25 protein-coding genes and 2 pseudogenes are annotated in these 26,693 nt (G+C 67.0%); 16 read left to right on the top strand and 11 right to left on the bottom strand.

Annotated elements, in window-relative coordinates:
* The first annotated feature begins 189 nt into the window (after nt 1-189).
* The 4 genes from BR31_RS0105620 (at nt 190) to BR31_RS0105605 (ending at nt 3,353) form a co-directional block, all read left to right on the top strand.
* Nucleotides 190-2,511, top strand: coding sequence for an arylsulfatase (locus tag BR31_RS0105620; protein ID WP_231496391.1), 2,322 nt, complete (start codon nt 190-192; stop codon nt 2,509-2,511).
* A 227-nt stretch (nt 2,512-2,738) separates the two neighbouring features.
* Nucleotides 2,739-2,888: a hypothetical protein gene (locus tag BR31_RS31395; RefSeq protein WP_156042369.1), complete on the top strand. Its 150-nt coding sequence runs from the start codon at nt 2,739-2,741 to the stop codon at nt 2,886-2,888.
* On the top strand, nt 2,881-3,075 hold the full coding sequence (locus BR31_RS0105610) for a helix-turn-helix transcriptional regulator (RefSeq protein WP_027500105.1): 195 nt from the start codon (nt 2,881-2,883) through the stop codon (nt 3,073-3,075). The genes BR31_RS31395 and BR31_RS0105610 overlap by 8 nt, the downstream gene beginning before the upstream one ends.
* Before the next feature lie 44 nt (nt 3,076-3,119).
* Nucleotides 3,120-3,353: a hypothetical protein gene (locus tag BR31_RS0105605; RefSeq protein ID WP_156042368.1), complete on the top strand. Its 234-nt coding sequence runs from the start codon at nt 3,120-3,122 to the stop codon at nt 3,351-3,353.
* 545 nt (nt 3,354-3,898) lie between these two features.
* Here the strand turns inward: BR31_RS0105605 and BR31_RS0105600 are convergent.
* Nucleotides 3,899-4,462 (bottom strand): hemerythrin domain-containing protein, encoded by a 564-nt coding sequence (locus BR31_RS0105600; RefSeq protein ID WP_027500103.1) that lies wholly within the window; start codon nt 4,460-4,462, stop codon nt 3,899-3,901.
* Nucleotides 4,463-4,973: 511 nt separating this feature from the next.
* Between BR31_RS0105600 and BR31_RS0105595 the strand changes: the two genes are divergently transcribed.
* Nucleotides 4,974-5,597 (top strand): hypothetical protein, encoded by a 624-nt coding sequence (locus BR31_RS0105595; protein ID WP_156042367.1) that lies wholly within the window; start codon nt 4,974-4,976, stop codon nt 5,595-5,597.
* A 577-nt stretch (nt 5,598-6,174) separates the two neighbouring features.
* Here BR31_RS0105595 and BR31_RS0105590 read toward each other — a convergent pair.
* Nucleotides 6,175-7,083 (bottom strand): quinone oxidoreductase family protein, encoded by a 909-nt coding sequence (locus BR31_RS0105590; protein WP_231496390.1) that lies wholly within the window; start codon nt 7,081-7,083, stop codon nt 6,175-6,177.
* A 74-nt stretch (nt 7,084-7,157) separates the two neighbouring features.
* On the opposite strand from BR31_RS0105590, the gene BR31_RS0105585 reads away from it, so the two are divergent.
* Entirely contained in the window at nt 7,158-7,649 is a 492-nt protein-coding gene (locus BR31_RS0105585; RefSeq protein WP_197023560.1) for a MarR family winged helix-turn-helix transcriptional regulator, read from the top strand.
* A 185-nt stretch (nt 7,650-7,834) separates the two neighbouring features.
* Here BR31_RS0105585 and BR31_RS0105580 read toward each other — a convergent pair whose 3' ends face one another.
* Together BR31_RS0105580 and BR31_RS30465 are read right to left on the bottom strand one after the other, a co-directional pair.
* On the bottom strand, nt 7,835-8,881 hold the full coding sequence (locus tag BR31_RS0105580; RefSeq protein ID WP_027500099.1) for an IS110 family RNA-guided transposase: 1,047 nt from the start codon (nt 8,879-8,881) through the stop codon (nt 7,835-7,837).
* Between the two features lie 357 nt (nt 8,882-9,238).
* Nucleotides 9,239-10,303 carry a hypothetical protein gene (locus tag BR31_RS30465; RefSeq protein WP_156042366.1) on the bottom strand — a complete coding sequence of 355 codons (1,065 nt, stop codon included), beginning with the start codon at nt 10,301-10,303 and terminating at the stop codon, nt 9,239-9,241.
* 185 nt (nt 10,304-10,488) lie between these two features.
* Between BR31_RS30465 and BR31_RS27535 the strand changes: the two are divergent.
* A pseudogene (locus BR31_RS27535) lies at nt 10,489-11,419 on the top strand (RtcB family protein); the annotation flags it as partial.
* 241 nt (nt 11,420-11,660) lie between these two features.
* A complete protein-coding gene (locus tag BR31_RS0105560; protein ID WP_156042365.1) occupies nt 11,661-11,999 on the top strand; it encodes a hypothetical protein in 339 nt (112 codons plus the stop codon).
* A gap of 283 nt (nt 12,000-12,282) precedes the next feature.
* Here BR31_RS0105560 and BR31_RS0105555 read toward each other — a convergent pair whose 3' ends face one another.
* Nucleotides 12,283-12,870 carry a hypothetical protein gene (locus BR31_RS0105555; protein ID WP_156042364.1) on the bottom strand — a complete coding sequence of 196 codons (588 nt, stop codon included), beginning with the start codon at nt 12,868-12,870 and terminating at the stop codon, nt 12,283-12,285.
* A gap of 355 nt (nt 12,871-13,225) precedes the next feature.
* On the opposite strand from BR31_RS0105555, the pseudogene BR31_RS0105550 reads away from it, so the two are divergent.
* Nucleotides 13,226-13,579: pseudogene (locus BR31_RS0105550) on the top strand (tyrosine-type recombinase/integrase); the annotation flags it as partial.
* Here BR31_RS0105550 and BR31_RS0105545 read toward each other — a convergent pair.
* Entirely contained in the window at nt 13,572-14,780 is a 1,209-nt protein-coding gene (locus BR31_RS0105545) for an acyl-CoA dehydrogenase family protein (protein WP_027500093.1), read from the bottom strand. The pseudogene BR31_RS0105550 and the gene BR31_RS0105545 sit on opposite strands and share 8 nt — an antisense overlap.
* 28 nt (nt 14,781-14,808) lie before the next feature.
* Entirely contained in the window at nt 14,809-16,221 is a 1,413-nt protein-coding gene (locus tag BR31_RS0105540; protein ID WP_027500092.1) for an acyl-CoA dehydrogenase family protein, read from the bottom strand.
* Nucleotides 16,222-16,380: 159 nt separating this feature from the next.
* On the opposite strand from BR31_RS0105540, the gene BR31_RS27530 reads away from it, so the two are divergent.
* From BR31_RS27530 to BR31_RS0105510, 6 genes are all read left to right on the top strand, one after another.
* Complete coding sequence (locus BR31_RS27530) at nt 16,381-17,265, top strand: amidohydrolase family protein (protein WP_051636996.1); 885 nt, start codon at nt 16,381-16,383, stop codon at nt 17,263-17,265.
* A 36-nt stretch (nt 17,266-17,301) separates the two neighbouring features.
* Nucleotides 17,302-18,483 (top strand): sensor histidine kinase, encoded by a 1,182-nt coding sequence (locus BR31_RS0105530; RefSeq protein WP_037175754.1) that lies wholly within the window; start codon nt 17,302-17,304, stop codon nt 18,481-18,483.
* Nucleotides 18,480-19,112, top strand: coding sequence for a response regulator (locus BR31_RS0105525; RefSeq protein ID WP_027500090.1), 633 nt, complete (start codon nt 18,480-18,482; stop codon nt 19,110-19,112). The genes BR31_RS0105530 and BR31_RS0105525 overlap by 4 nt, the downstream gene beginning before the upstream one ends.
* 80 nt (nt 19,113-19,192) lie before the next feature.
* On the top strand, nt 19,193-19,870 hold the full coding sequence (locus BR31_RS0105520; protein WP_027500089.1) for a response regulator transcription factor: 678 nt from the start codon (nt 19,193-19,195) through the stop codon (nt 19,868-19,870).
* On the top strand, nt 19,867-20,856 hold the full coding sequence (locus BR31_RS0105515; RefSeq protein ID WP_027500088.1) for a HAMP domain-containing sensor histidine kinase: 990 nt from the start codon (nt 19,867-19,869) through the stop codon (nt 20,854-20,856). The genes BR31_RS0105520 and BR31_RS0105515 overlap by 4 nt, the downstream gene beginning before the upstream one ends.
* Nucleotides 20,857-20,954: 98 nt before the next feature.
* Complete coding sequence (locus tag BR31_RS0105510) at nt 20,955-22,475, top strand: DUF4153 domain-containing protein (RefSeq protein WP_081830349.1); 1,521 nt, start codon at nt 20,955-20,957, stop codon at nt 22,473-22,475.
* Here BR31_RS0105510 and BR31_RS0105505 read toward each other — a convergent pair.
* The gene (locus BR31_RS0105505; RefSeq protein WP_027500086.1) at nt 22,472-22,798 is read right to left on the bottom strand and encodes a hypothetical protein; all 327 of its coding nucleotides are present in this window, start codon (nt 22,796-22,798) and stop codon (nt 22,472-22,474) included. The two genes, BR31_RS0105510 and BR31_RS0105505, sit on opposite strands and share 4 nt — an antisense overlap.
* A gap of 16 nt (nt 22,799-22,814) precedes the next feature.
* Nucleotides 22,815-24,359: a multicopper oxidase family protein gene (locus tag BR31_RS27525; RefSeq protein ID WP_037175692.1), complete on the bottom strand. Its 1,545-nt coding sequence runs from the start codon at nt 24,357-24,359 to the stop codon at nt 22,815-22,817.
* A 145-nt stretch (nt 24,360-24,504) separates the two neighbouring features.
* On the opposite strand from BR31_RS27525, the gene BR31_RS0105495 reads away from it, so the two are divergent.
* Nucleotides 24,505-24,873, top strand: a complete 369-nt coding sequence (locus BR31_RS0105495) for a DUF1304 domain-containing protein (RefSeq protein WP_027500085.1) — start codon at nt 24,505-24,507, stop codon at nt 24,871-24,873.
* A 120-nt stretch (nt 24,874-24,993) separates the two neighbouring features.
* Here BR31_RS0105495 and BR31_RS30945 read toward each other — a convergent pair whose 3' ends face one another.
* Both BR31_RS30945 and hisN read right to left on the bottom strand, forming a co-directional pair.
* A complete protein-coding gene (locus BR31_RS30945) occupies nt 24,994-25,788 on the bottom strand; it encodes an LLM class flavin-dependent oxidoreductase (protein WP_081830337.1) in 795 nt (264 codons plus the stop codon).
* A gap of 68 nt (nt 25,789-25,856) precedes the next feature.
* A complete protein-coding gene (gene hisN, locus BR31_RS0105490; protein WP_027500084.1) occupies nt 25,857-26,648 on the bottom strand; it encodes a histidinol-phosphatase in 792 nt (263 codons plus the stop codon).
* Between the last annotated feature and the right edge of the window lie 45 nt (nt 26,649-26,693).

Genomic DNA, 26,693 nt, shown 5'->3' with positions numbered 1-26,693 from the left:
TTCGCAGCCGGCGCGATACAGCTCCATTCAGCTGATTGAAAGTGCCTCGCTCGATTTCCCCCTCAAAGGGTGACCCCGACACCATGTTGTGCGTGATCTGCTGAGATCGGAAATGAGGGCCCGACCACCACGAGTTCGGAGCGGCGCCGCACCAACTGGTCCGAGATCACGGGAAGGATGTCAGAGCTGATGGGCATTATCGCGAATCCGATTCCGGGGGGCGACACGCTCCCATTTCCCCCGACACCGTCGGGGAGCATCGCCGGCCGCACGATGCAGGAGTCGGTGTACAGCCCGCGCCCGAAGACCCGCCGTCTTCCCGCCGATGCGCCGAACATCGTCGTCGTTCTCGTTGATGACGCCGGCCCCGGCCTTCCGAGCGGTTTCGGCGGCGAGGTGAACACCCCGACTCTCGACCGGATGATTGGTGAAGGGATCGGCTACAACCGTTTCCACACCACCGCGATGTGCTCACCGACCCGCGCATCGCTGCTGACCGGCCGCAACCATCACCGCGTCGGCAACGGCCAGATCGCCGAACTCGCCAACGACTGGGACGGCTACTCCGGCCACATCCCGAAGTCGAGCGCGACCGGCGCCGAAGTGCTGCGCCAATACGGGTACAGCACTGCCGCGTTCGGCAAATGGCACAACACTCCGGCCGAGGAGACCACTGCCGCCGGGCCGTTCGACAACTGGCCTACCGGAGTCGGCTTCGACTACTTCTACGGGTTCCTCGCCGGTGAGGCGTCCCAGTACGAACCGAACCTGGTCCGCAACACCACCGTCGTGCTGCCCCCGAAGACTCCCGAGGAGGGCTATCACCTCAGCGAAGACCTCGCCGACGACGCGATCGGTTGGCTGCGCAAGCACAAGGCGTTCGAGGCGGACAAGCCGTTCTTCATGTACTGGGCCAGCGGCTGCATGCACGGCCCGCACCACATCATGAAGCCGTGGGCTGACAAGTACGCGGGCAAGTTCGACGACGGTTGGGACGCCTACCGCGAGCGGGTCTTCACCCGGGCCAAGGACAAGGGCTGGATCCCTCCGGAGGCGGAACTGACCGACCGCGACCCCACCATGACCGCCTGGGACGACATCCCCGACGAAGAGAAGCCGTTCCAGCGAAGGCTCATGGAGGTCGCCGCCGGGTACGCCGAGCACTGCGACGTCCAGATCGGCAGGCTGTTCGACGAACTGGACGAGTTGGGCTACCGCGACAACACCCTCGTCCTCTACATCTGGGGTGACAACGGCTCGTCCGGAGAGGGCCAGGACGGCACCATCAGCGAACTGCTCGCTCAGAACGGGATCCCGACGACAACGGCTCAGCACATCGCCGCCCTCGACGAACTCGGCGGACTCGACGTACTCGGTTCCCCGAAGACCGACAACATGTACCACGCCGGATGGGCCTGGGCGGGCAGCACACCGTACAAGGGTATGAAGCTGCTGGCCTCCCACCTCGGAGGCACCCGGAACCCCATGCTCATCCGGTGGCCGGCCAAGATCACCCCCGACCCCACACCCCGTACCCAGTTCCTGCACTGCAACGACCTGGTACCCACCTTCTACGACCTGCTCGGCATCACCCCGCCGCGCACCGTCAACGGGATCCCCCAGGACCCGATCGACGGCGCCAGCTTCGCGAAGACCCTCGTCGACCGCGACGCCAAAGCGGGCAAACTCACCCAGTACTTCGAGATCATGGGCAGCCGGTCGATCTACCACGACGGCTGGATGGCCTCGGCGTTCGGACCGCGTGCTCCTTGGTTGCAGGGCGTGCCCGGCGGCATCCGCGACTGGAGCCCCGACGACGACACCTGGGAGCTGTACAACCTCGATGAGGACTGGACCCAGAACCGAGACCTCGCGCAACAACACCCGGACAAGCTCGCACAGCTGCGAGAGTTGTTCGCGATCGAGGCAGCCAAGAACAACGTGCTCCCCGTAGGCGGCGGTCTCTGGGTGGTAGCAATACACCCAGAGCAGCGGATCACCACCCCGTACACAAGCTGGGAGTTCTCCGGCGACATCACGCGGATGCCCGAATTCTGCGCCCCCGCACTGGGGAACAAGAACAATCGGGTGACGATCGAGCTGACCGTCCCCGACGACGCCAACGGAGTGCTGTACGCACTTGGCGGCGCGGGCGGGGGCCTGACCTGCTACCTCGACGAGGGCTACCTCTGTTTCGAATACAACCTGTTCATCTTGCAGCGCACCAAGATGCGCTCGGCAACACCGATTCCGCCGGGCCAACGCACCATCGAGGTGATCACCGAGTACGCCGAAGCCCGCCCCGGCGGCCCACTCAACATTCGGATGTGCGTCGACGGGCAGGTCGTGGACAAGACCACGGTGCCCGTCAGCGCACCGCTGCTGTTCACCGCGAACGACTGCCTCGACATCGGCACCTGCCTCGGCTCCCCGGTATCCCGCGACTACTACGACCGCGCACCATTCCCGTTCAACGGCACCATCGACAAGGTGATGGCCGAATACACCTGACGAACGCAACACCAGCAGGCCCATCGAAATGACGGGCACTAAGACGACTTAGGCCCCGTCATCAGGTAAGCGAATGGCGGGGCCTATCTCGTGTCACTGAGACTGAGCAGCGCCACGACTCAGCGCTGCGGCGATGACCAAAGCGCGCAAGTAGAGAACGGAACCGGGGCGTAGAAGGCGCCCCGGTTCCACCCCTAGGGTCTCGCAACCAAGAGAGGATGGAGCCCATGAGGAAGCAGGACGTAACCAGCCTGACCGTGTTCGGTATCGCTGTAGCCGCCCTGGCGGTCACGCGTCAGCCGTGGCCGTACTGGGCGCTGCTCGGTGTCGCGGCCGCCGGGACTGCGGTTGTCGCGTTCAGGGCTCGGCATGCCTGAACGGTTCCTGTCGATCACGGAGGTCGCCGAGCGGCTCGGCATCGACCGCTCGGCGGCCAGCCACTACAAGCTCCCCGAACCGGATGCGTGGATTGGGAAGACTCGCGGCTGGCGGGCATCGACGATCGACGAATGGAACGCGAAACGGCCGGGCCGCGGCGCGCGGACAGATCTACGGGAGTCTTAATCCGATTCGTGCGAGCGATGTGGAGGCGATTCGAGATGCCACCGATGAGCAACGACCGTCTGTGGGACGACTCGATATTCACCCCCCCGGGTACGAAGCGACCCGAACCGCAGTTCGCGAGCACGTTGGTCAACCGGCTCGGCCTGGCGCGCGCGACACGCGGGCAGAAGGAGCAGGGAATCCGAGAATGGCTCAGCACAAACCAACCCTCCGCCCAACTGGCCAAGAGCCTCAATGACAAGGGGTTCGGCCACCTGCTCGGCGACCGACAGGGCTAGGGGCGCCGGATACCTAGTCCGCCGACCGGTCCCGCTCGGCAGCATCCCCAGCGCACGGCAGGCTTCGAGGCCCGATCTACCGGCGAGGCCGTCGGCGTCCTGACACGCCGGCGACCTCTCGCCGGCATGCGCGGGCGAGGGGAGTGAGGCCAAGCTGTGCACGCGCGGTCCAGGAAACAGGCTGCGCCCCATGCTGCCCCTGACCGCAAGTGGCGCGGCGCGCTATCCCCAGCTCATTCCGGATGGGCGCCGATACCTCGGATGGCGTGATCGGGAGCGTATTAGCACCACGCTCGTGAAGCCGCCGGCCAGGAGCAGTAGCAGTTCGACCAGGTTGATGTTCACCGCTTCGCCTCGTCCTCGGATGGCCGCGCGGCGCCGCAGCCGCTGACGACCTCGTTCTCGTCCTGATCGGACGATGGCGGGCGCTCACGGATGTCGCTGGTGGGTGTGCCCAGAGTGCCGCCGCGGCCTGATCCGCTCGTCGGTCCGGCTCCGTCGGTTTGGTCGAGATGGGCGCGCGATCGTCGAGGCGTCATCGCAACTCACTTGTGCGGGCTGTCGATGGCATCGCGGGCGCGATCGAGCATCGCCGCGAACGGGCCGACGAGCAGGTTCCCGGCCTTCGACTCAACACCGGGATGCGGCCGAGTGGGCGCAACCTCTTCGGCCAGCTCGACCGAGCTGACCATGCGGGCGAGCTCTTCGTCGGTGAGGGATTTGCGCAGGCGTTCGAACTCTTCGTTCTCCTCATGCTCGGCGTGCTTGAGGACCGCGGCGTGCAGTTCGGTGATCTTGCGTGTGAATTCGTCGGAGTCGACGTCGAGCTTCTCGAGCTCGGCCAACGCCACTTTGGCTTCGTGTTCCTCCTCCAGCCTCTCTTCGATGAGCGGTTCGCCGTTGTCGAGTTCGCGACGAGCGCGAGGGTGGATGACCTCTTCCTCCGCCGTTTCGTGGATAGCGAGAAGTCGTCGCAAGTCGAAGAACGCCTTCTCGCGGGCCTTCCCAGAGCGAGCCAGGACATCTTCGAATAGGTCCTTGATCTGTTCATGCTGGCCGACCAGGAACTGGATCACATCATCTGTCGATCGGATCGGTGTGGCAGTCATCTATTCATGCCTTCCGTGTCGAGTGCAGTTGATACCCCCCTCGGCTACCCGCCGAATGGAGGACCGAAACTTTGGACGCGCCCAGGACCAACCGACCAGTTCACGCTGCCGGACTCGACATCGACGGGGCCCGTTTCATGGGCGAGGCCGTCGACGCCCGTGACGTACGCCGGCGGCCTCTCGAAAGGCGCGCACGACTGAAGGGTTAGCGCCGCGCACGCGTGGCCCAGCAACCAGGCTGCACCTGCACTCGCGGCGGCCGCAAGGAGTTCGGAGAGATCGGCGTTCGCGGCCCGCAACCCGCTATCTGAGAGTTCGCTGAGTATCGGAGCGCGCCCCGGCCGGGGCCGCTTATTGTCTGCCTCGCCGTTACCTCCCAAGCTGCGGCAAGGGCCTCGCCGCTCCCTCGGGCGGCGAGGCCTTCCTCATGCCGACGTGAAGCGCCTTCTCATCGGCCAACCGGGCCGTGGCAGACGATGACTCGACACGCGGGAGACGGAAGGTGAGCGGCATGGAATGCGAATCGGGCGCACCTCGCCCGCCCTATCGGGTGAAGTACATCGCGGCCCTTGCTGTCGCGATCACCGTCGCGTTCAGTGCGGTGATCGCCGTAACCGTCGACGCGCCGGGTCGGATCAGCCGGGCGTTGAGTGGCACGTCGCTCGAGGACCTGTTCTCCTCGCCGCGACTGGACTCGGAACTGGACGTGGTGCGCGCCCAACTCGGCGGGCTGCCGATTCGGCGAATGGACGTCTACTCCAACCTCATCTCCGTCGAGGCCGTCGCCGCCGACGGTCTGCTTCACCTCTACTGGGTGCGTGACGGCGAGGTGGAGGACATGGACTCGATCACCGACCTGCATGCGGGCGAGACGGCGTTCGCCGCGGCGGATCTGTCGGGGCCGCGGATACGGGCGGCGGTGTTCGATGTCCGCAGCCTTGGGAAGCCGGGCGAGATCGAGTTGGTCTCCTACATTTTCCGCCCGAGGCATCCGCTGTCGGTGGCCGTGTGGATCCGGCATGACCCGGTGAGCTCGGTGCTGCACTTCGACCCGCGGGGCGGGTCCACCGTGGTGCGCGAGGAGTCGATCGAGACCGACGAGCACACCTCGTCGTTCGGCGGCTGCTGGTGTTGACCGTGCTTGATCTTGCTACTGCGGTTGGAGACACGCCCTAGTCCGCCCATCGATCCCGCTGCGGCTGCGCGCCGGCGCACGGCGGCGTCCGGATGATGACTCCACATGTGCGGCAGAAGTGGGTTCGATGCCCACCACGGCGCGCGTCGGCGCACGCGCACTGTTCCCAGCCGACGAGGCACCGGCGCGGGCCGAGACGGTGCCCGTTCGGGCAGTGGGTCGGCGCGGACTCGACGTGCACGGCCATACTTTCAGCCTAGAACTATTCGCACAACCGTTCGATAGTTGTCAGGGTCGGGCACGCGGGCCGGAGGAGGATTCCTGTGTGTCTGTCAAGTACGGGCGTGTTCGAACGATGCCTGCGTGGCGTGGTGCGGGCCGGTAAGCTGCCGGAGTCGCTTCATTTCTCACCAGCGCCGGTGCGTTAGGAGACTGACGGCCTCGCCCACGAGAACGAGCCCTACCGAATGCTGCGTATCGAGGATTCAGGGCGTCACGTTGCAGCCGCGCGCCGGGCCGCGGCCGCCCGCGGTGGTGCTATAGGACCGGTGTTTCAAGCCTGCCTCCGCACCGCCGCCTACCTTGAGCGGGGATCGGATGCCGATTGACCGGGGATGATAACGACCTTCCCGAGATTGCGGCGCGACAATACGCACTCGTGGGCGAGCGGAGCATCCTCTAGTGAAAACTTCGTCACGGCCGGAGTGACAGCTCGATCGAAAAACAACGTCCACAAGCCATCTCGCCACTCGGTATAGCGTTGTGGATCGGTACGCGCAATGTAGCCGAGTTGGAACCCGACCGCCGACTTCGCATCCACCAAGAGGTCGAAAGCCGAGATTATTCCTCCGCCAGAACTGTAGACAACCAATCGACCACCAGGATTCAAGGCCGCCAAGGCTGGGGTTAGCAGGTCGCCACCGACTCCATCGAGGACGACGTCGACGCTCACCCCACGCAGTTCGTTGTATGTCCTGACCTCGTCGGCGCCCAGGCCGCGAACGAAGTCGCGTTTGCTTCGATGGGACACCGCTCCAATCACGTGATCTGCCCCGCTCGCCTTGGCAAGCTGAATCGCGAGGTGCCCCACCCCGCTGGCTGCAGCGGTGACCAATACTGAATCCCCTGGCAGCAGTCGGGCACTGTCCAGCGCTCCACGGGCAACGAGTCCGCTGCGCACCAACGCCACCGCATCGACGGCGTCGGCTCCAGCTGGGACCGGACTGGCCATCGATACATCGAGCAAGGCCGCCTCGGCATATGAGTCACCGAAGCAGAGTCCCGTGACCGTGTCACCGCGGCGGAATCCGGTTACCTCCGTGCCGATCGCGAGAACGGTGCCCGCGATCTCTCCGCCCAAAGTCACCGGTCCGGAACCTTCGATCGTCTTGCGCACCGTAGGAAGTGTGACCCCTGCCGCCTCGATGCCGATCAGGATCTCCGTGTCGCCCGGGGCCGGAATCGGAACGCCCTCCAGAACCGACATGCCTGCTCCCGGCCCGACATGTCGTACCTGCCTCACGCCGCCTCCTGATATCGTTGGGATCCCAACGATATCAGATGTTCATTGGGATCCCAACGACTTTTCGGAATGAGGGCCATATGCAGGAAGGACCGCCGGCACCGAGCAGCATTGTGGGTTTGGCGAGCTGGTTACTTGGCCGCGCAGCGTCTCGCGGGCGGGCGCTGGTCGCCGAGGCACTTGCCGCCGAGGGCATGAAAATGTGGCAGCACGTCGCGTTGTCTGCGCTCGTGGATCTCGGCCCTGTCACTCAGGCGGAACTCGGTCGCGCGGTCGCGCTCGATCCCAAGGACCTTACCGCCGTCGTATCCGGCCTCGTTGACAACCGACTTGTGACGCGGACCACCGACCCGACCGACGGCCGAAAGAAGATCCTGTCCGTCACCACAAAAGGTCACGAGGTCGTGAAACGCTGCGCGGACCTCGGACGAGAAGCTAACGACGAACTGCTCGAGGTGCTGAGCACAGAGGAGCGGAAGCTCTTCCTGGACATGCTCACCCGGGTCGCGCGGATCGTCCCGCACGAATGAACTGAGGTCTGCCCGACACTTGATCGGATCGCATCAAGACACCTGCCACCCAAATCCTCTGCCATAGTCACAATACGGCTCGGCGCGATCAACCAGTTGCTCCGCGTCACTGACTTATGAATCACGACCTAGGTGTAGTCCCCGTGCGCCCAAGCGTGGCCACCCGCCTTCCTGCACGCAGGTCGCTACGCGGACAACGGCATTGCGAGGCGTTGTTCCAAGTCGTCGCACATTGTGCGCCATAGGCGTTTTGCCACCTGCCGTTTCAGACAACGCATGGCCTCGCGGGAGGTCTTGCCTTCGGCCATCTTCCGCTGGTGGTAGGCGTATCCGGGGCTGCTGGGTGTTCGGGCCTGGGTGACGGCGACGATGTGGATGGCGGCGTTCAGGGATCGGTCTCCGCTGCGTGAGAGCCGGTGGCGTTGCTTGTCTGCGCTCGCGACCTCGACGGGTGCGGTGCCGGTGTAGCTGGCGTAGGCCGCCTCGTTGGCAAATCGGGTGGGGTTGCCGGTGCGGGCGAGAATCCGGGCCGCGGTCACGGTGCCGACACCGGGGATCTTCGGTAGCTGGGTGCCGCAGGCGGCAAGTTCGGTCTTGATGCGGGTGGTGAGGTCGTCGATCTGGAATCGGATTCGTCGCAGGTCACCGACAATCTCAAGTCCGATCTTCTGGCGCATCGCGTCTGCTGCGGTCTCGGGTCGCAGTTGCTTGAGCTGTGTGGCGGCGTCCTCGGTCTCGAAGTCCCGCTCCATCCCGCCGGGGAACAGTTCCCGCAAGACGGCGTGAAGTTGGTTGACGAGTCGGCCGTTCTGTTTGATCAGGTCGGTGCGGCGTTCGTCGAGGATCCGCAGCACGTCGGTGTGTCCTTCCGGGGCGACCGGCCGGAAGTCGCCCTGGCTGAACGCGACACACGCGGCGGCGGCTGCGTCGATACGATCGTTCTTGCGCCGGCCGCCGCGGGAGAGCTCGCGCACCCGTGCCGTCGCGGTCGATGGCACGTCAACGACGGCCTCTCCCCGGCTGATGAGCCATTGGGTGAGGTGGTGTCCGAGTCCGGAGGCGTTCTCGACCGCCCAGATGCGGTCTGGCCATTGTTTCGACCACGTCATCAGCTGGGCGTAGTCGTCGAACGAGGCGTTGATCCGGATTGAGCCGAGATCGGTGTTCGTTGTGGAGTCGACCGCGGTGGCGGTGTGGGTGGACTTGTGCGGGTCGATTCCGATCACGATCACCGATGCGAACCTCCGTGCCGAGTGAATGGGGGTATCCGCGGCCGGCATTCCGACTTTCAGTCACCGGGTCCGGTGACGTTCCTGTGTTGAGCCAGGCTGCGGACGGAGACCGTGGCGAAGGCAGAACCCTCTTTGAGCCAACCCTCCGGCCGGTCGAGTGGCAGGAAGCCCACGAGCCAGTCACCACGGTCTCCTACGGCACGTTACGAACCCGCCGGTTCGAACACGAGCCGCCCCGCAATACAAGTCGGAAGCTCCGGCCCGCTCCTAGTTGGACAGTCGACCCAGACTCCCGATGCGCCGAAGAGCCCCGCAGGTCAACGTGCGATCCTGCGGGGCTCTTGATGGCGGCTGGTGTCAGTTGTTGGTGATGGTGAAACCGCTGCCGACGATGCCCCGCGGGTTCAGGTCGTCGAGGATGTTCTTAGCGGAGGTGGTCACGTAGTCCAAGAACCCCGCCTGAGCCGCGCTGATTCCGACCCACTTCCCGGTTCCGTTCATAACGACGGGCCCGCCGGAGTCGCCATGGTCGATTGCGGCATAGGAATGTATCAAGCCACTATTGACGTTTGTCACCATGCCGCGATTGACTGCGACCGAGTCGGTGTTTGGGGTGCGGTCGGAGCGTGCAGCGTAGTTTTCGATCCAGGTGGCAGGAAAGAGTAAACCGGAGAGCGGTGGCAGAGCAGGAGCCCCGCCGGCACCACTGTAGATCGAATTGACCTTGAAGAGACCTCCACCCGCTTGGCGAGCGGCATTGCCGTCCTTGTTCTTCACCTGGCTCGACAACTGGACGTCCGGGGCGAACTCGATGACCATGTAGTCGGTCTTGGTCTCCATGTTCTGTTGGCCGTTCGCATCGAGGCCATGTTCGTCCACAAAGCGGACCCATCCGATGGGGTTCACCAACGGCTTGTTGTTCTGCGCGCTGTACGCGACGGCGTTCAGGTCGAAAACGGGATGATCGTTGTTCGTGACGACTCCGGGGTTGGCACCGGGGTGCTTAGGGTAGTCCGGGTAGGGGATGCAGCCCGCCGTGTCCTTCTCACAAGGTTCCCTTTTTGCATTTAGGAACTGCCCAGGCCTCGTACCGTCGGGATTGAGGCGGGCTTCGTTGCAGTGGCCAGCGGTGATTCCGACTTTTCGGCCCGCCGCGTCGGTTCCGACGACACCGAGGGTGCAGAACTTGCCCATGTACTTGTACGTATTGGCGGCGGTGGGGTGAGGGGCCATGTCGCCTGTGAAATCGATGAACATGCCGGGATAGGCGGTGCGGACTGGGCCCGGTTCATACGCCTTATAGTCACGCGGGCTTGCGTCAGTGCCGACAGCTGCGGCTGTCATTGTCGTCGTGGCGGTGAGCCCGACAGTCAGAGCCAGGGCGGTGAGGGCACCGGCGAGCAGCCGGGTAGTGCGTTTCATGTAACGGTGTCCTATCTGTGAATGAACAAATCCCTGGGAACGTACCGTTCGGTCTTGTTTCAGGTGGCCGATTTGCATCGTTGTTGTTGGACAGGAAAACCCACGATCCCGGTGCGAGCGGCGACCCTCCGGACGGGATCAGGGGGAGACGACGAAAGGCCCCGCCCTCAGGTTGAGAGGCTGACGCCGACGCCAACGGCCGGGGACTCGCCGAACTCCGGCAGACCATCGAGCAGTCGATCCCGCTGTCGCCCGGCAACTACAACCTGACCGAGGCCCTCGGAAAGTGGTATGCGGAGTCGAAGATCGCCGAGCTTGAGGCTCGCGCAGAGAAGGACAATGTCGACCTCACCCACTCCCCTAAGTGGCGAGAGCAACTCGGATCCCTCGGAGGTGGAAACCACTTCATCGAGTTGTGCCTGGACGAAGCCGACCGGGTGTGGCTGTTCCTGCACTCGGGCAGTCGCGGTGTCGGGAACAAGATCGCGCAGAAGCACATCAAGGTTGCCCAGCAGCTGTGCACGACATGGCATATTGACCTGCCGAACCGTGACCTTGCGTACCTCCCGGAGGGCATCCCCGAGTTCTGGGAGTACATCCGCGAGTTGAGGTGGGCGCAGCGGTTCGCCTACCTGAACCGCGCCGAGATGATGGACCGCTTCGTTCACGTCTTCGGCGAGTGGATCGGCATCGAGGTGAGTGGAGGACGAGCGGATCAACTGCCACCACAATTACACCGAGCAGGAGGAGCACTACGGCGAGAAGGTGTGGCTCACCAGGAAGGGGGCGATCAACGCGCACGAAGGCGTCCGCGGCGTCATCCCCGGCAGCATGGGCACCCGGTCTTATGTCGTGTCCGGGAAGGGCAGCCGCCCCGGCCTGTCCTCGGCCCCGCACGGCGCTGGCCGCAGGTTCTCCCGAACCGAAGCCCGAAAGAGGTTCACCGCCAACGATCTCGCCAACCGGATGGAAGGCATTGAGTATCGACATGGCGAGGAGTGGGTAGATGAGATCCCGGACGCATACAAGGACATCGACCAGGTGATGGCCGACGCTGCCGATCTGGTGGAGGTCATGCACGAGCTGCGCCAGATCCTCAACGTGAAGGGCACGTAGCGATCGACACGCCAGGATCCAAATCACAATAATGTGATTCGCTTGGCAGAGTGGCGGCGTACCCGAACTGCTCCTCCCCCCCCGGCGACTTCGAAGTCGCTGGGCAGCGAGCGAACGCCCCCGGCACCCTGAGATGAACGGATTCGAGTAGTCAGCTACGCGTGCCGCCCTGTTCACGGCAGGTCGATAATTTGCAGGCAGGGCAGAGCAATCTGCGACGTCGATGGAGAAGGTGATGGCCGTGGCCATTCAAGTTCATTTCGCGCTTTTTCATTGCGATGACACCGAGGACTTGGGGTCGAATGGAGATGAATGCGTCCTGTATTGGAACGGAGACGACCGCATCTGGAGCGGGAAAATGAAAGGCGGACGAACCAGGAACACTGACTGCTTCAAACTGTTTCCGAGCAGCAATTCGGCCCTCGTGACCCTGATGGAAGAAGACTCGCCAGACCCAGATGATCGTCTCGGTGATCATACGATCAGGAAGGACGAACTCGGGCAGGGCTGGCACCGAGCGCACTTCCGGTCGGACGATACTGCGAAGTACTGGCTGGACTACGAGGTGTTCCAGGGCTGACTGCGTGCAGCTGCCACGCCAATGCCCCAGCTTGCGTGACCGCGAGATAGCCGACCGGCTGACAATGCCGGCACGCGAATCACACTGATGTGATTCCCCTGATCGAGTGGCGACGTACCCGAACTGTGCCTCGAGCCGGTTCGGGTTTCGTCGTCCAGGGGCGCGCCTGGATCGCTGAACCCTGACCGCAGCTCCCCTTGGGTGAGCGCGACGGCAGCGGAACCAACGCGCACAGCCACAGCTCGGGTTCGATGCCCGCCAACGACAGTACGAGACCGCTAATTCAGCCAGCCCCCAGATCGTCTCGCGCCACAACGACAAATTCGGCGAAAGACGTTTGTAGCTCTTCGGTACACCGGTCGATCGCGCCTACCAACGTTGGATCGTCGATCAGCATCGCCACCTTGTCGGCACCCCCGACCCCATCTGCAGTGGTGGCGTCTTGGTCGGGGAACGGCTTCAGGTGGTCATAGATGAAGGCATTCATTGAACTAGCGAATCTAGCGACGGTGGGTGACACTTCCTCGCTACCTACCAGATAGACGGAGCCAATTTCCCGCGCGGCCTCTTGCATCCGCTCATTAACCTCGACAGCAGCTCGCCTCACTAGTTCGCGATCGGGCGGATCTAGCATCAGGGCGGCTTTGAGACCTCCAAACGTTGCAAGGGCGCTGTATGCGGCGTTGTAGAAGTCCACGTAGGTCTTCTGCCGGTCGGCCCGCAAGACCTGGGCGGCCGCAACATTTTCATTGCGGTCCAGCTCACTATGCGTGTTGTAGATCGCCGATCCGGCCGCGACCGCGCTGGACACCACGGCGGCACACAACGCAGTAATTAGGGCATATCGACCGTTGCGGGTAGCTGCCTTCACGTCTCGTTCAAGGTCGGCATCAGATCGGCCCGCTGATGCCTGAGTAGCGCCCGGGGCCCGTGCGGGATCCGAATCCGCAACTTCCTCAGTTCTAGGTTCCATCTCGGCGTCCATGGGATCACCTCCCTCAATGTGCACTGACTGACTCGCGGGAGTTCCGCAGTTTCATCCTCTCTGTGCGATCGGCGCCGCCATAGAGTGACGGACTACTCGAATTGCCCCCAGATTCGTCCCACGAGACACCAGAGCGCGCCCCCGCATACTGGCGGGGACGCGCTCCTGATCGCTGAACGGTGAATCTACGAGTTGACCAACTGGCTCGCTCGCAGAAAGGTGACGCCGAGGATCTCGCCGATCGGTTGGTCATTCGTTCCGGGCCGTGCGGAACCGGATCGGGTTGGATCCGGCGTTCACATGGCACAGCCTCCGGCACTTCTACGCGAGCGCGCTGATCCACTCAGGAGCATCGGTCAAGACGGTGCAGGAGCGCCTGGGTCACGAGTCCGCCGAGACGACGATGCAGGTGTACGCCCACCTCTGGCCAGGCGAGGACGAAAGGACCCGCAAGGCGGTCGACTCCGCGCTGATGCGGGACCAGTGCGGGACCGAACGAGAATCTGAGCCCGATGCAGACGAATCCGTCCCCGCCGCAGACGAGGCGACGGGGACGGATCAAACTGCAGAACTTGTTGCGGTGCAGACTACTTGAGCTCGGCGGACGACTTGCCGAGCACCCGCCGCGCCACGATCAGCTGCTGGATCTGCTGGGTGCCCTCGAAGATGTCGAGGATCTTCGAGTCGCGGCCCCACTTCTCCAGGAGCGTGTGCTGCGAGTAGCCGATGGTGCCTGCCAACTCGACGGCCTTGAGCGTGACGTCGGTGCCGGTGCGGCCCGCCTTCGCCTTGGACATCGAGGCCTCGAGCGAGTTCGGCTTCTTGTTGTCGGCCATCCAGGCGGCCCGCAGCGACAGCAGGTAGGCCGCCTCCCAGTCCGCCTCGAGGCGGAGGAATTCGGCGGCCGCCGCGTGCTGGTTGTAGGCGGGGGTGTCGTAGGAGACCTCGACGCCCGCCTCGGCCAGGATGCCGCGCAGTTCCTCGAGCGCGGCCCGACCGACGCCGACGGCCATGGCGGCCACCAGCGGGCGGGTGTTGTCGAAGGTCTGCATGACGCCCGCGAAGCCCTGCTCCACGTTCACCTCGGGGCTGCCGAGGATGTTGTCCTTGGGGATCCGGCAGTCCTGCAGCAGCAGCACGGCGGTGTCCGACGCCTTGATGCCGAGCTTGTGCTCGAGACGCGCGACGGACAGGCCGGGGGCGTCCCGAGGCACCACGAACGACTTGATTGCGGCGCGGCCCTTCGACTTGTCGACCGAGGCCCACACCACGATGTGGGTGGAGCGTTCGCCCGCGGTGACGAAGATCTTCTCGCCGTTGAGGACCCACTCGTCGCCGTCGAGGACGGCGGTGGTGGTCACGGCGGCGGAGTCGGAGCCGAAGCTGGGCTCGGTGATGGCCATCGAGGCCCAGACCTTGCCGAAGCGCTCGAGCTGCTCATCGGTCGACACCGCAGCGATCGCCGCGTTGCCCAGTCCCTGGTAGGGGATCGAGAGCATCAGTCCGACGTCGCCCCACGAGGTCTCGAGCGCGTTCAGCAGCGCGGCCATGTTGCCGCCGTTGGAGTTGCCGAGCAGCTCGGTGGAGGCGTCCGACCGGCCCCCGGCGGCGCCGCCGACGTCACCGCCGGAGTCGTTGAGGCCCTCGATCATGGCGGCCATGGTGTCGAGTTCCACGGGGTATTCGTGCTCGGCCAGATCGTACTTGCGCGAAATGGGCCGGAAGATCTCCGCTGCGACCTGGTGCGCCTGGTTCGCAGAGGCTTTGAGCTTCTTGGGAAGTTCGAGGTTGATCATCAAAGTCTCCTAGTGGACAGCAGCGGCGTCAGATGAGGACGATGCCCTCGGCAACGCCGATGGCTCGCAGGTCGCGGTACCAGCGCTCGACCGGGTGCTCCTTGGTGAAGCCGTGGCCGCCGAGCAGCTGCACGCCGTCCAGGCCGATCTGCATGCCCTTCTCCGAGGCGAGCTTGCGGGCGAGCGCCGACTCGCGCGCGAAGGACAGCCCCTGCTCGGCGCGGGAGGCGCCACGGAGGGTGACCAGGCGCATGCCGTCGAGCTCGATCGCGATGTTGGCGACCATGAAGGCCACCGCCTGGCGATGGCTGATGGGCTCGCCGAACGCCTCGCGCTCGTTGACGTAGGGGATCACGTAGTCCAGCACGGCCTGGCTGGTGCCAACCGCCATCGAGGCCCAGCCGAGGCGGGCGAGGCGGATGGCGTTGGCGTAGTCGGTGGCACGCTGGGCGGCGTCGCCGTCACCGAGGATCGCGGACTCGGGCACCGCGACATCGGTGAGGATCAGCCGGCCGAGGCCCGCCGCGCGCAGCCCCATGCTGGGGTCCGCCTCCACGACGAGGCCCTTGGCGTCGGACTCGACGATGAAGAAGGCCGGCTTGCCGTCGAGCTCGGCCGCGACGAGGAACAGCTCGGAGTCCGCGGCTGCGGGCACGAAGGACTTGACGCCATTGAGCTTGTAGCCGCTGGGCGAGCGAACCGCCTTGGTCTGCAACGCGAACGGGTCGAACAGGGCGCGGGGCTCGCTGACCACGACGGCCGCGTTCGGCACCTTCTCGCCGGTGAAGGCGGGGAGGTAGGTCTGCTGCTGGCTGTCGGTGCCCCACTGGGTGAGGGCGACCGCGACGCCGCTCGGCGCGAGGATCGGCAACGCCAGGCCCATGTCGCCGTGCGCGAGCGCCTCGGCGACGAGGGAGTTGGTGACCGCGCCGCGCTCGCTGGCCGCGCCGTCGAGCTCCTCGGGCACGTTGATGAGGGTGATGCCGAGCTCCGCGGCGCGCGCGACCAGGTCGGCGGGCGAGGCGGCGGCGGCATCGGCGTCGTGTGCGGCGGGGCGCAGGATCTCGTCCGAGAACTCGCGGACCGTCTCGACGATCATCTTCTGCTCGTCGTTGGGGGTGAGGTCGAAGTAGTCGGCGTGCTTGGCCTCGCCCGCGGGCAGGCGCTTCGGCTGGCCGCCGCCCGCGACCTTGGTGAACGTCCTGGTGGCCGCGCCGAGCGTCTTGAAACCGGTCTTGGTGCCCTCGTAGGTGACCCGGTCGATCGGCTTGCGGAGGTTGTACTTCTCGGCGAGCTCCGAGCCGGTGATCTTGGTGAGCACCCGCATGGCTGCTCCCATCGCGTCCCGCTTCACCGGGTTCAGGCCTATGGCGGAGGTGTCGCGGGGCTCACGCTTGGCGCCGTTAGCTCTCACAACGCTGTCTTGCTTACTCATGATCACCAGTTTCTCGGTGGATCGGTCGTGGACACCCGTTATCTTACTCCGGAGTAAGATAGTAAGTCGAGAATTTCGTCAGAGTGATCACGGTCACCCGCCCGGCGTCCCGGTCCGCGGCGAGCGGGCTTGATCGGTGACACCCTCCGCGACCAGGCTGGGGGCATGGCGGACAACACGGCCACCGCGATCGTCGACCCGCACGTGCATCACTGGCTGCCGTCGAGCAGGCCCTGGTATCCGTTGATGCAGGAGCGGGACGGCGCGAGGCCCTCCACACTCGGTGACCTGAGCCGGTTGGCGCACGACTACACCGCGGCCGACTACCTCGTCGACTCCGCCGGCTACGAGGTGCGCGCGATCGTGCACGTCTCCGCCGTCAGCCGAACCGGAACCCACCTCGTCGAACTCGAGTGGGTCGGGGAGCTCGCCCGCGCGGACGGCTGGCCCGCGGCGGCGATCGGCACCGTCGACCCCGCCGCGGGCTGGACGTCGATCCGGGCGGACCTGGACGCGCAGCGCCGCAGCCCGCTCTTCCGCGGGATCCGGGTGCTGCGCGGGCTCCGCCCGGACTCCGAGGTGACCGCGCCGCTGCTCGATTACCTGCGGCGACACTCACTGGTGTTCGACCTCGTGGCGCATCCCCGTTCCATGCCGGGCTGGGCCGAGGCGCTGCGCGGCTACGAGGATCTGGTCGTGGTGCTCGAGCACGCCGGATGGCCCATCGCCGCATCGGATTTCGGCGAGTGGTCGGCCGCGCTCGGTCTGCTCGGTGCGCGCGCGAACGTGTGGTGCAAGATCTCGGGGCTGGGGATGGCGCTGCACACCCTGGACGGGGCGGTCCAGCGACCGTGGGTGCTTCGCTGCCTGGAGGTCTTCGGTCCGGGGCGCGCGATGTTCGCGAGCAATTTCCCGGTGGACCGCATGTATGGCGAGTTCGACCGGCTCTACGACGGGTACCAAGCGGCGGCGGCGCAATTCGATGCCGCCGACCGGTCCGCGCTGTTCGAGACGAACGCGCGACGCGTGTACGGCCTCCTCCCCAGGTAGGAGGTCACCCTCCGTCTGCTCACCTACCGTTGAGTGGTGATCGAGATCCGACCGCGTCGCGACCTGCGCCCACTGGTGCGCTGTGCGCCCCTGGTACTGGTGCCGCTGATGCTGTTCGCGAGCGACTTCCCCGGCGAGTACCAGGTGCCGGCCGGTTACTGGCTGCTGTCCGTCGCCGCGGCCGCGATCTTCGTGGTGGGCGACCGATGGCCGCTGCCCGTCTCGGTGGTGCTGTCCGCGCTGGCGGTCCCGCTGTTCGCCGCGGACGCGTGGGGGCTGTCCGAGCTGGTCCCGTACCTGGGGGCGGTGTCGCTGGCCGAGGTCGCGATGCGCACGCATCGGACCTGGCAGGTGGTCACGGCGACCGCCTGCTGGACCGGGGCGGTGCTCGCCGGGATCTGGGCCGACAGCCATACGGACTTCTGGCGTCCGGCGACCGCGGTCTCGACGGTGGCCTACGTGGGCCTGCCGCTGCTGCTCGGGCTGTACCTGCGAGCGCAGCGGGACCTGGCGGTGACCTACCGGGCGCAGGCCGCGGCGGCCGAATCACGAAGGGCCGAAGCCGAACTCCACGCCAGGGCCGCCGAACGCAGCGCGCTGGCGAGGGAGCTCCACGACCTCGTCGCGCACCACATGGCATCGATCGTGCTGCGAATCGGGGTCGCGCGGCACGTGCTCGCGGATGCGGATCCGCGCGTGCACGGCGTGCTCGACGATGTGCACGCGACGGCCTCCGATGCGCTCGCCGACATCCGCAGGCTGCTGGTGGCGCTGCGGGATCCGGCGCTCGGAGAGGTCGCGCTCGTCGAGTCGGACGCGGTGCCGACGGAGATCGAGGCCGCGATCGAACGCACAAGGGCGGCGGGGTTCACGGTGACCTCGGAGGTGGACAGGGACCTCGGCGGGCTGGACGCCATCGGCAGGCTCACCCTGCTGCGGGTGGTGCAGGAATCGCTGACCAACGTCATGAAGCACGTGGACCCGGGCGGGACGGTCGCGGTGACGGTGGCACGCCGCAGCGCGGGCATCGCGGTCCGCGTCACCGATTCCGGCCACGGCGCGGGCGCGCCGAATCCGGCCGGGCACGGGATCATCGGGATGGGCGAGCGCGTCGAACTCGTCGGCGGCACCCTCGACGTCGGTCCAACTGAACGGGGGTGGGAGGTCGATGCCTGGCTCCCCGGCGTCTCGGTCACCGCAGGGGAGGGGGAGAAGTGATCCGACTGCTGATCGTCGACGACCAGCGCCTGGTAAGGGCCGGGTTGCGGATGCTGTGCGAGTCGACCGAGGACCTCGAGGTGGTCGGCGAGGCGTCGAACGGGGTGGAGGCGGTCCGGCTGGCCGCCGAGTTGGCGCCGGACCTGATCCTGATGGACCTGCGGATGCCGGGACTCGACGGCATCGAGGCGACCCGCCAGATCCTGGGGTCGCGGCCGCAGTCGAAGGTGTTGGTGCTCACCACCTTCGACGACGACGATCACCTCTATCCCGCGCTGGCGGCAGGGGCAGCGGGCTTCCTGGTCAAGGACACCGCGCCAACCGATCTGTTGAGCGCGATCCACCGGATCGTCGACGGCGACATGCTGTTCTCGCCCGCGTTGTTGCGACGCCTGGTCGACCGCGCGCTCGACACCGGTCCCCAGCCGGCCGGAGACGCCGGGGTCGCGCTGACGGTCCGCGAGCAGGAGGTGCTGGCCCTCGTCGGTGACGGGCTGAGCAACCAGGAGATCGCCGACAGGCTGCACCTCGGGGTGACGACCGTGAAGACCCACATCGCCAACCTGATGGACAAGACCGGCTGCGACAACCGGGTGCGGCTGGCGGTCTACTCGCACAAGCGCGGCTGAGCCGAGTCGCTGAGAAACCTGCACACAACCTTCACAACTCCTGCCGGGCATCCCCACACCCGGCCCATACAGTCGAATGCATGACCCAGCGAAGAGTGCTCGTCGTCGACGACGAACGCACGATCTCCGAGTCGATCGCCGCGCGGCTGCGCGCGGAGGGATACGAGGTCGAGACGGCCGCGGACGGGCCGGGTGCGGTGTCGGCGTGCGCGAGCTTCGACCCGGACGCGGTCGTGCTGGACGTCATGCTGCCCGGCTTCGACGGGCTCGAGGTGTGCAGGCGCATCCAGGCCGCCCGGCCGGTTCCGGTGCTGATGCTGACCGCCCGCGCCGACGAGACGGACATGGTGATCGGGCTCGGGGTCGGCGCGGACGACTACCTGAGCAAACCCTTCAGCATGCGGGTCCTGGTCGCTCGGGTGGCCGCGCTGCTCCGCCGGGCCGAGCGCGCCGTGCCGGAGCAGCCCGAGACCCTCGCCGTCGGGGCGGTGACGATCGACCTCACGGCTCGGCGGGTCCGGCTCGGCGCCGAGGAGGTTCACCTGACCAGGACCGAGTTCGATCTGCTGGCGCACCTGGCCCTGCGGCCGCGCGCGGCGATCGCCCGCGAGACGCTGCTCGAAGAGGTGTGGGGCTGGGGCGAGTCGGCCAGTAGCCGCACCGTCGACAGCCACGTGAAGGCGTTGCGCCGCAAGCTGGGCGGGGACATGATCCGCACCGTGCACGGCGTCGGCTACGCGCTGGAGGTGCCGAGGTGAACTGGCCCCGACCGCTGGACCCGTTGCGATCCTTCAAGGCCAAGACCGGCCTGCTGGTCGTCGCCTCGCTCTTCCTCGCGTCGCTGACCTTCTGGATCACCGCGCAGTGGCAGTTCCGGTTCGCGTTGCTCGCGGCCCTCCTCGCCGCACTCTCGGTGACCCAGGTGCTCGCACACGGCATGACCTCGCCGCTGCGGGAGATGACCGCAGCGGCGCGGGCGATGGCGACCGGCGACTATTCGCGACGGGTGCGTTCGACGTCACGGGACGAGATCGGCCAGCTGGCGACGGCGTTCAACCAGATGGCAGAGGACCTCGAGGCCGACGACAGGTACCGCCGTGAGCTGATCGGCAACGTCTCACACGAGCTGCGCACCCCCATCGCGGCCCTGCAGGCGGTGCTGGAGAACGTGGTCGACGGCGTCGAGACCCCCGATCACCAGACGATGCGGTCGGCGCTCGCGCAGACCGAACGGCTGGGCAGCCTGGTCGCGGATCTGCTGGATCTGTCCAGGCTGGAGGGCGGCGCGGTGCCGTTGCGGCGCAACACCTTCGAGATCGAACCCTTCCTGGACGAGGTGATCCGCCAGGCCTCCGGCCCCGGTGGTCCGTTGCCTGCCGAGGTGGAGGTGACGCCGGTGGGGCTACGCGCGGTCGCGGACACGGCCCGACTCCACCAGGTGATCGCCAACCTCCTCGACAATGCGGCACAGCACGGCTCGCCGGATGCCCCCGTGCGGGTTCGGGTCCGAGTCGACCAGGACTCAGGCCAGCTGATCCTGGACGTGCACGACGACGGTCCCGGCATCCCCGTGGCGGACCGGTCCCGCGTGTTCGAGCGCTTCACCCGCGGCGGCGCGCAGGACGGCGGGACCGGCCTCGGGCTCGCGATCGCCCGCTGGGCGGTCGAACTGCACGACGGCCGGATCGAGGTCCTCGACACGGGTCCTGGCTGCTGCATCCGGGTGTCGATTCCGCAGACCTAGCACCACAGCAACGAATTCCCTTGGGGGTCCGGCCTTCCCGGCCGGTCCCGTGATGACGCCTGCCCGGATGCCGGGTGGGTGCGGATCAGGAGGACCAGATGAGCGCAGAGACGATGGACCCAGCGGCGACCGCGGCACGACCAGGGCCCGAGACGGTGCGGGTGGGCCGCAGATGGCAATGGCCGCGTGGCATGTGGCGGCCGGACCACACATCCGTGGCCCCGCGCGCGACCCTGGCGTTCGCGCTCGGTGCCGGCGCCATCGCCTCCCTCATCCTGCAGGTGACGGTGGTGAGCATCGCCTATCTCCTGACAGGAGCGGCGGTGGCGGCGACCGCGTTCGCGACCGTTCGTCCGCGTCCGACCCGGCTGCAGATCGGTGCGGTCCTCGGTGCCCTCGCCCTGCTCGCCGTGGCGGCGGTGCGGGGCGCCGAGTGGCTGATCACGTTGTGCGTGGTGGCGAGCTGGTTCGTCGGATCGGTGGCCCTGGTCGGCGGCTGGACGTGGACGGGGCTGGCGCTCGCGTCGATCGCGCTCTGGTTCACCCCGGTGCGGGTGACCGGGTGGGTGCGGCGCGGCCGCGCCCGGTTGCGGACCGGGCGGGGCGTGAAACCCGGCCGGGTGGCCGCCGTTGCGGCCATCAGCGCCGTGTTGGTCCTGGTGTTCGGTTCCCTGTTCGTCAGCGCCGACCCGCAGTTCGCCGAGCTGTTCGGGGCGGTGGTTCCCGACGTCCGGGTGACGAATCCGGTCGGCCGCCTGATCCTCGGATTCCTCGTGATGGGCGCGGCACTCGCGGCGGCCTACCTGCGGCGGCGGACCCCGCGGTTCGACGCCATGGCGCCCCGGCCCGGTCGCCCGGTCGCGCGGTGGGAGTGGGCGGTGCCGCTGGGGCTGCTGGACCTGCTTTTCGCCGGATTCGTCGCGGTGCAGCTGAGGGTGCTGTTCGGTGGGGACGGCCACGTGCAGGACACGGACAACCTGACCTACGCCGACTATGCGCGGCAGGGCTTCTGGCAGCTCACCGCGGTCACGGTCCTCACCCTTGTCGTCATCGCGGCCGCCGTCAGGAAGGTGGATCGGCAGGCCGCCGGGGACCGGCTGTACGCCCGGCTGCTCCTGGGAGTGCTCTGCGTCCTCACGCTCGTGATCGTCGCGTCGGCGGTACACCGGATGTCGCTGTACGAGAGCGAGTTCGGCTTCACCCGGCTGCGGGTGAGCGTGATGGCGACGGAGCTGTGGCTGGGCGCGGTCTTCGTACTGCTGATCGTCGCGGGGGTGCGCCTGTCGGCGCGGTGGCTGCCGCGGGCGGTCTTGGCGTCGGCGGCCGTCGGGTTGCTCGGTTTCGCCGCGCTCAACCCGGACGGCTACATCGCGGAGCGGAACGCGCAGCGGTACGCCGACACCGGGGACATCGATGTCGAATACCTGCGCAGTCTGTCCGTCGATGCGGTGCCCGCCCTCGACCGGCTGCCCGAGCCGGCCCGCTCGTGCGCGCTGATCGGGATGGACGTCGACGACGGCGCGGCGTGGTACGAGTACAACCATGCACGGTCGCGCGCGCGGGAGATCCTGCGGGCGAGGCCGGTCGGGGAGTGCACCGCCCGTTATTCGCTCGGTTAGGTCCAGGGCGGGATCGGCCGCTTGACCCACATGATCTTCTCGTCGGCGTGCGCGGGGGTGGCCTGCGGGTGGTCGGGGTTCGCGGCGGCCCAGGTCGCCTTCTGGTCGAGGAGTTCCGCCGCCACCGTCCAGGTCTCCCCGGTGCTCGGTGGGTTCGCGCCCGCCGCCCTGGCGAGCTTGCGCAGCCGGTCGTCGGGCAGCTCGAGGAGCTCGGCGCCGGTGATGCCCCGGTCCCAGGCGAACCGGGCCAGTTCGGTTGCCTTCTCGCGTCGCTTCCGGTCGGCCGCATCGGTGTGCGCGAAGTCGACCTCGCTCGGATCCATCAGGCCTCCCAAACCGCTAGCCGCCGTGACCCCCGCCGTGCCCGCCGGATGCGGGCGCAGGAGCTGCAGGCGTCTTCATCTCCATGTTCATGTCCATCGTCATCGGAGTGGGGCGCTGGCCCGGCTCGAGGACGAGGAACTGACCCATCATGCCCTGATCCTCGTGCAGCAGCAGATGACAGTGGTACATGTACGGATAGGTCGGGTCGCTGTACTCGGTGAAGCGCAGCGCCAGCCGGAACCGGACACCGGGCGGCGTGTAGACGGTGTCCTTCCAGCCGGCCAGCGCCGGCGGCGGCGGGCTGCCGTCGATGTCGATGATCTGGAACTGCACGTCGTGCACGTGGAAGTTGTGCGGCCAGTCGTCGACGTTGCGCACCGTCCACACCTCGGTGGTGTCGACGGTGGGGGAGAAGTCGATGCGGTTCATGTCCATCTGGGCCCCGTTGATCATGAACCACTGCAGCTCGAAGCTGCGCGCTGCGGCCGCGTCCGCCGGGTCGAGCCGGGCAATCGTCGCGAGCGATGCGGGCAGCGCCGCGGATGCGGCCGGGTTCTGGCCTGCTCGTAGCTCGAGGATGTCGAAGCTGTCCTGCACGCCGAACGCGGCGGCGTCGCCGCGGTCGAGTCCGGCGTTGTCCTCGTGGGGCATCGCGCGCAGTAGCGTGTTCGAGCCGTTCACGTCCACCACGATCTCGGCCCGCTCGCCGGGGCTGAGCCGGACCCGGGTGAGCGGCACCGGCGCCGTGAGCAGCCCACCGTCGCTCGCGACCAGGTGGAACTCACGATCGTCGGAGAATCCGAGGTTGTACATCCGCCCCGAGGAGCCGTTGAGGATCCGCAGCCGGACCTTCTCGGTGCTGACCGACAGGTGGGCGCCTGCGATCCCGTTGGTGACGATGGTGTCGCCCAGCAGCCCGATGTCGGTGGGGTCGGACTCGTCGAGGGCCCCGTCGGTGGTGAAGCGTTTGTCCTGGATGATGAGCGGGATGTCGTCCACCCCATAGGTCTTGGGCAGGTCGACCGCGTCGGTGACGTCGTCGTCGACCAGGAACAGCCCGGCCAGGCCGCGGTAGACGTGCTTCTCGGTGGAGCCGTGCGGGTGCGGGTGGTACCAGAGCGTGGCGCCCGGCTGGTTCACCGTCCAGCCCGGCTCCCAGCGGGCGCCTGGCTCGATGGTCTGGTGTGGTCCGCCGTCGAAGCGGGCTGGCACGTGCATCCCGTGCCAGTGCACCGTCGTGGCCTCGGGAAGGTCGTTGTCGATGGTGAACGCGACCGACTCCCCGCGGCGGGCGCGGATGGTCGGCCCGAGCATCGAACCGTTGAACCCCCACGTCGCGGTGGACTTGCCCGCCAGGATCTCCGAGCTGCCCGCGCCCGCGCTGAGGGCGAAATGCCGAGTGCCCGCGGCATCTGTGGTGGCGGTCGCGAGCGGCGGGATGGGCAGCGGCCGGGAGGAGGCCCCGGCCGGGCTCGGTTGCCCGGCGGCGCATCCGGCGGACAGGGCGATCGGGGTGGCGGCGAGCCCCATCAGGAAGGCGCGCCGGGAGACGACGTTCATGACCCTGAGTCTTCGGGGCGGGGGACCGCGCGCCGCCCGCCTCGAGGCCGGTGTTCCCGGGGCTCGGCTCCTCCCGGCGGCCCTTGTGCGGACAGTCGTGCTGTGTTAACCGGCGATGGCGGCGCCGGTGTGGCATCGTTCTGTCATGCCGGTCATCGCCCAGGTATTCGCTGGTCTCGCTGCTGCGCTACACGTCGTGATCTTCGCCATGGAGAGCGTGTGGTGGACGCGTCCGGAGGTCTGGAAACGCTTCGGCCTGACCAGCCAGCAGGACGCCGACGTTGCGCGGCCGCTCGCCTACAACCAGGGTTTCTACAACCTCTTCCTGGCGATCGGCATCGTGGTCGGCCTGGTCATCGGGGGTGCAGCCGGGCACGCCATCGTCGTCTTCTGCTGCGTGAGCATCGTCGCTGCCGCGGTGGTGCTCGCCTCGACGGGCGCGAAGTACCTGCGCCCGGCCGTGGTTCAGGGGATCACCCCGCTGCTCGCGCTGATCACCGCGGCGGTGTTCTAGAACGGCGGGGGTTGGTAGCGGAATCGTTCGCTGCGGATCGCCTGGTGTTCGGCGTGGTGGGTGCACAGCGAGTCGGACGACGCGGAAGAGTCGGTCGGTCGTTGCCTGGTGGTGGCGGGTTCAGCCGGGTGTGCCTCGATCTATCACTCGCAGTACTTGTTCCGGCGTATGTCCCGGCCAAAAGGCGTGCATCGCCCATGTGGCCCCGGCAATGCTGAGCGCCTCGAGGTCGACGCCAGGACGAGCTACCACTGCGATATCGAATGTCCCAGACGAACCACGTACGGTCTCGACTCTCTCCACGATGCGCGCAACCCCTGCCGCATCTGTTTCGAGTGGAAATATTCCGTCGTACCGTCCGGCTCGCTCTATCGGGGGGCCCACAGTGCGCTCGGTACCGAACCACAGTGGAATCCGTGGCTGCTGGACCGGTCGGGGGCGGATGTGCACCTCTTCGGCCACCAGGAGCCCACGGTGGGTGACGGTCTCGCCAGCCCACAATGCCGCCAAGACTTCGGCGCCTTCATCGAGCGCTCGGCCACGCTGACGAGGATCGGCGACATCGCCGAAGGCCGAGTACTCCCGTCCGGCATCGCTTCCTGCGCCCAATCCCACGATCAGTCGGCCACGACTCAGGTGGTCGAGGGTCACCGTCTCTCGTGCCAGTTTGATCACCCGCCGCCGTGGCAGTGGTGTCACCATCGGCCCCAACTTGATCCGGTTGGTCACCGCCGCCGCAGCGGCCAAGACCACCCAGGGATCCGCGATCTCCCACTCTCCCGGAATGGGACTCAGGACATGATCCCAAACGAAGAGCCCATCCCAGCCCGAATTCTCAGCGGCCTGTGCAATATCGGTGATCGCGTGTGGGTCAGCCAGTGCGCCGAAGAGCGGCACGTAGATCGCATGACGCATCGTCGAACCATAGCGCCGCTGCGCCCCAGATTCGATGGGTCCGCGCTGTTCACTGACCCTTCAAGCCACTACGCAGTACTCGACTGCCCCAGTCGGAGCCGCTCCAGCACCGCGTCATGCAGCAGGCCGTTGCTCGCCACGGCGCTGCCGCCGTGCGGGCCTGCGCTGCCGTCGAGCGCGGTGAAGCGTCCGCCCGCCTCGCGGACCAGGATGTCCAACGGCGCCAGGTCCCACAGCGAGACCTCGGGTTCGGCGGCGATCTCCAGCGCGCCCTCGGCCAGGAGGCAGTAGGAGTAGAAGTCGCCGTAGCCGCGGACCCGCCACACCTCGTCGGTGAGCGCGATGAACTGGTCGCGGATCCCGCGGTCACGCCAGCCGCTCAGGCTCGCGAAGCTCAGGCTCGCCGATTCCAACCGGTCCACCGCGGACACCGAGATCCGGGTGGGCTCACGGCCGTCGAACGAGGCGAAGGCGCCCGCACCCTCCGCGGCCCACCAGCGCCGGGTCAGCGCGGGGGCGCTGATGACGCCGACCACGGGAACCCCGTCCTGCAGCAGCGCGATCAGGGTGGCCCACACCGGGACCCCGCGGACGAAGTTCTTGGTGCCGTCGATCGGGTCGACCACCCACTGCCTGCCCTCGAACGTCGCGTCGCCGCCGAACTCCTCGCCGAGGACCGCGTCGTCAGGACGCTCGGTAGCGAGCACCGCCCGCACGGCGCGCTCGACCGCGAGATCCGCGTCCGAGACCGGGGTGAGGTCGGGCTTGTCGTCGACCTTGAGGTCGAGCGCGCCGAAGCGGGCCATGGTGATGGAGTCGGCCTCATCGGCGATGCGCAGTGCGAGTTCGAGATCGGTCACGGCGACGACGGTACTCGACCCGGGGCCGGACTTCCTCGGCGATTC

The organism is Rhodococcus sp. UNC363MFTsu5.1 (assembly GCF_000686785.1).
GTDB lineage: Bacteria > Actinomycetota > Actinomycetes > Mycobacteriales > Mycobacteriaceae > Rhodococcus_G > Rhodococcus_G maanshanensis.
Note: the sequence above shows the minus strand (reverse complement) of the source record. Positions and strands in the feature narration are given on the sequence as shown.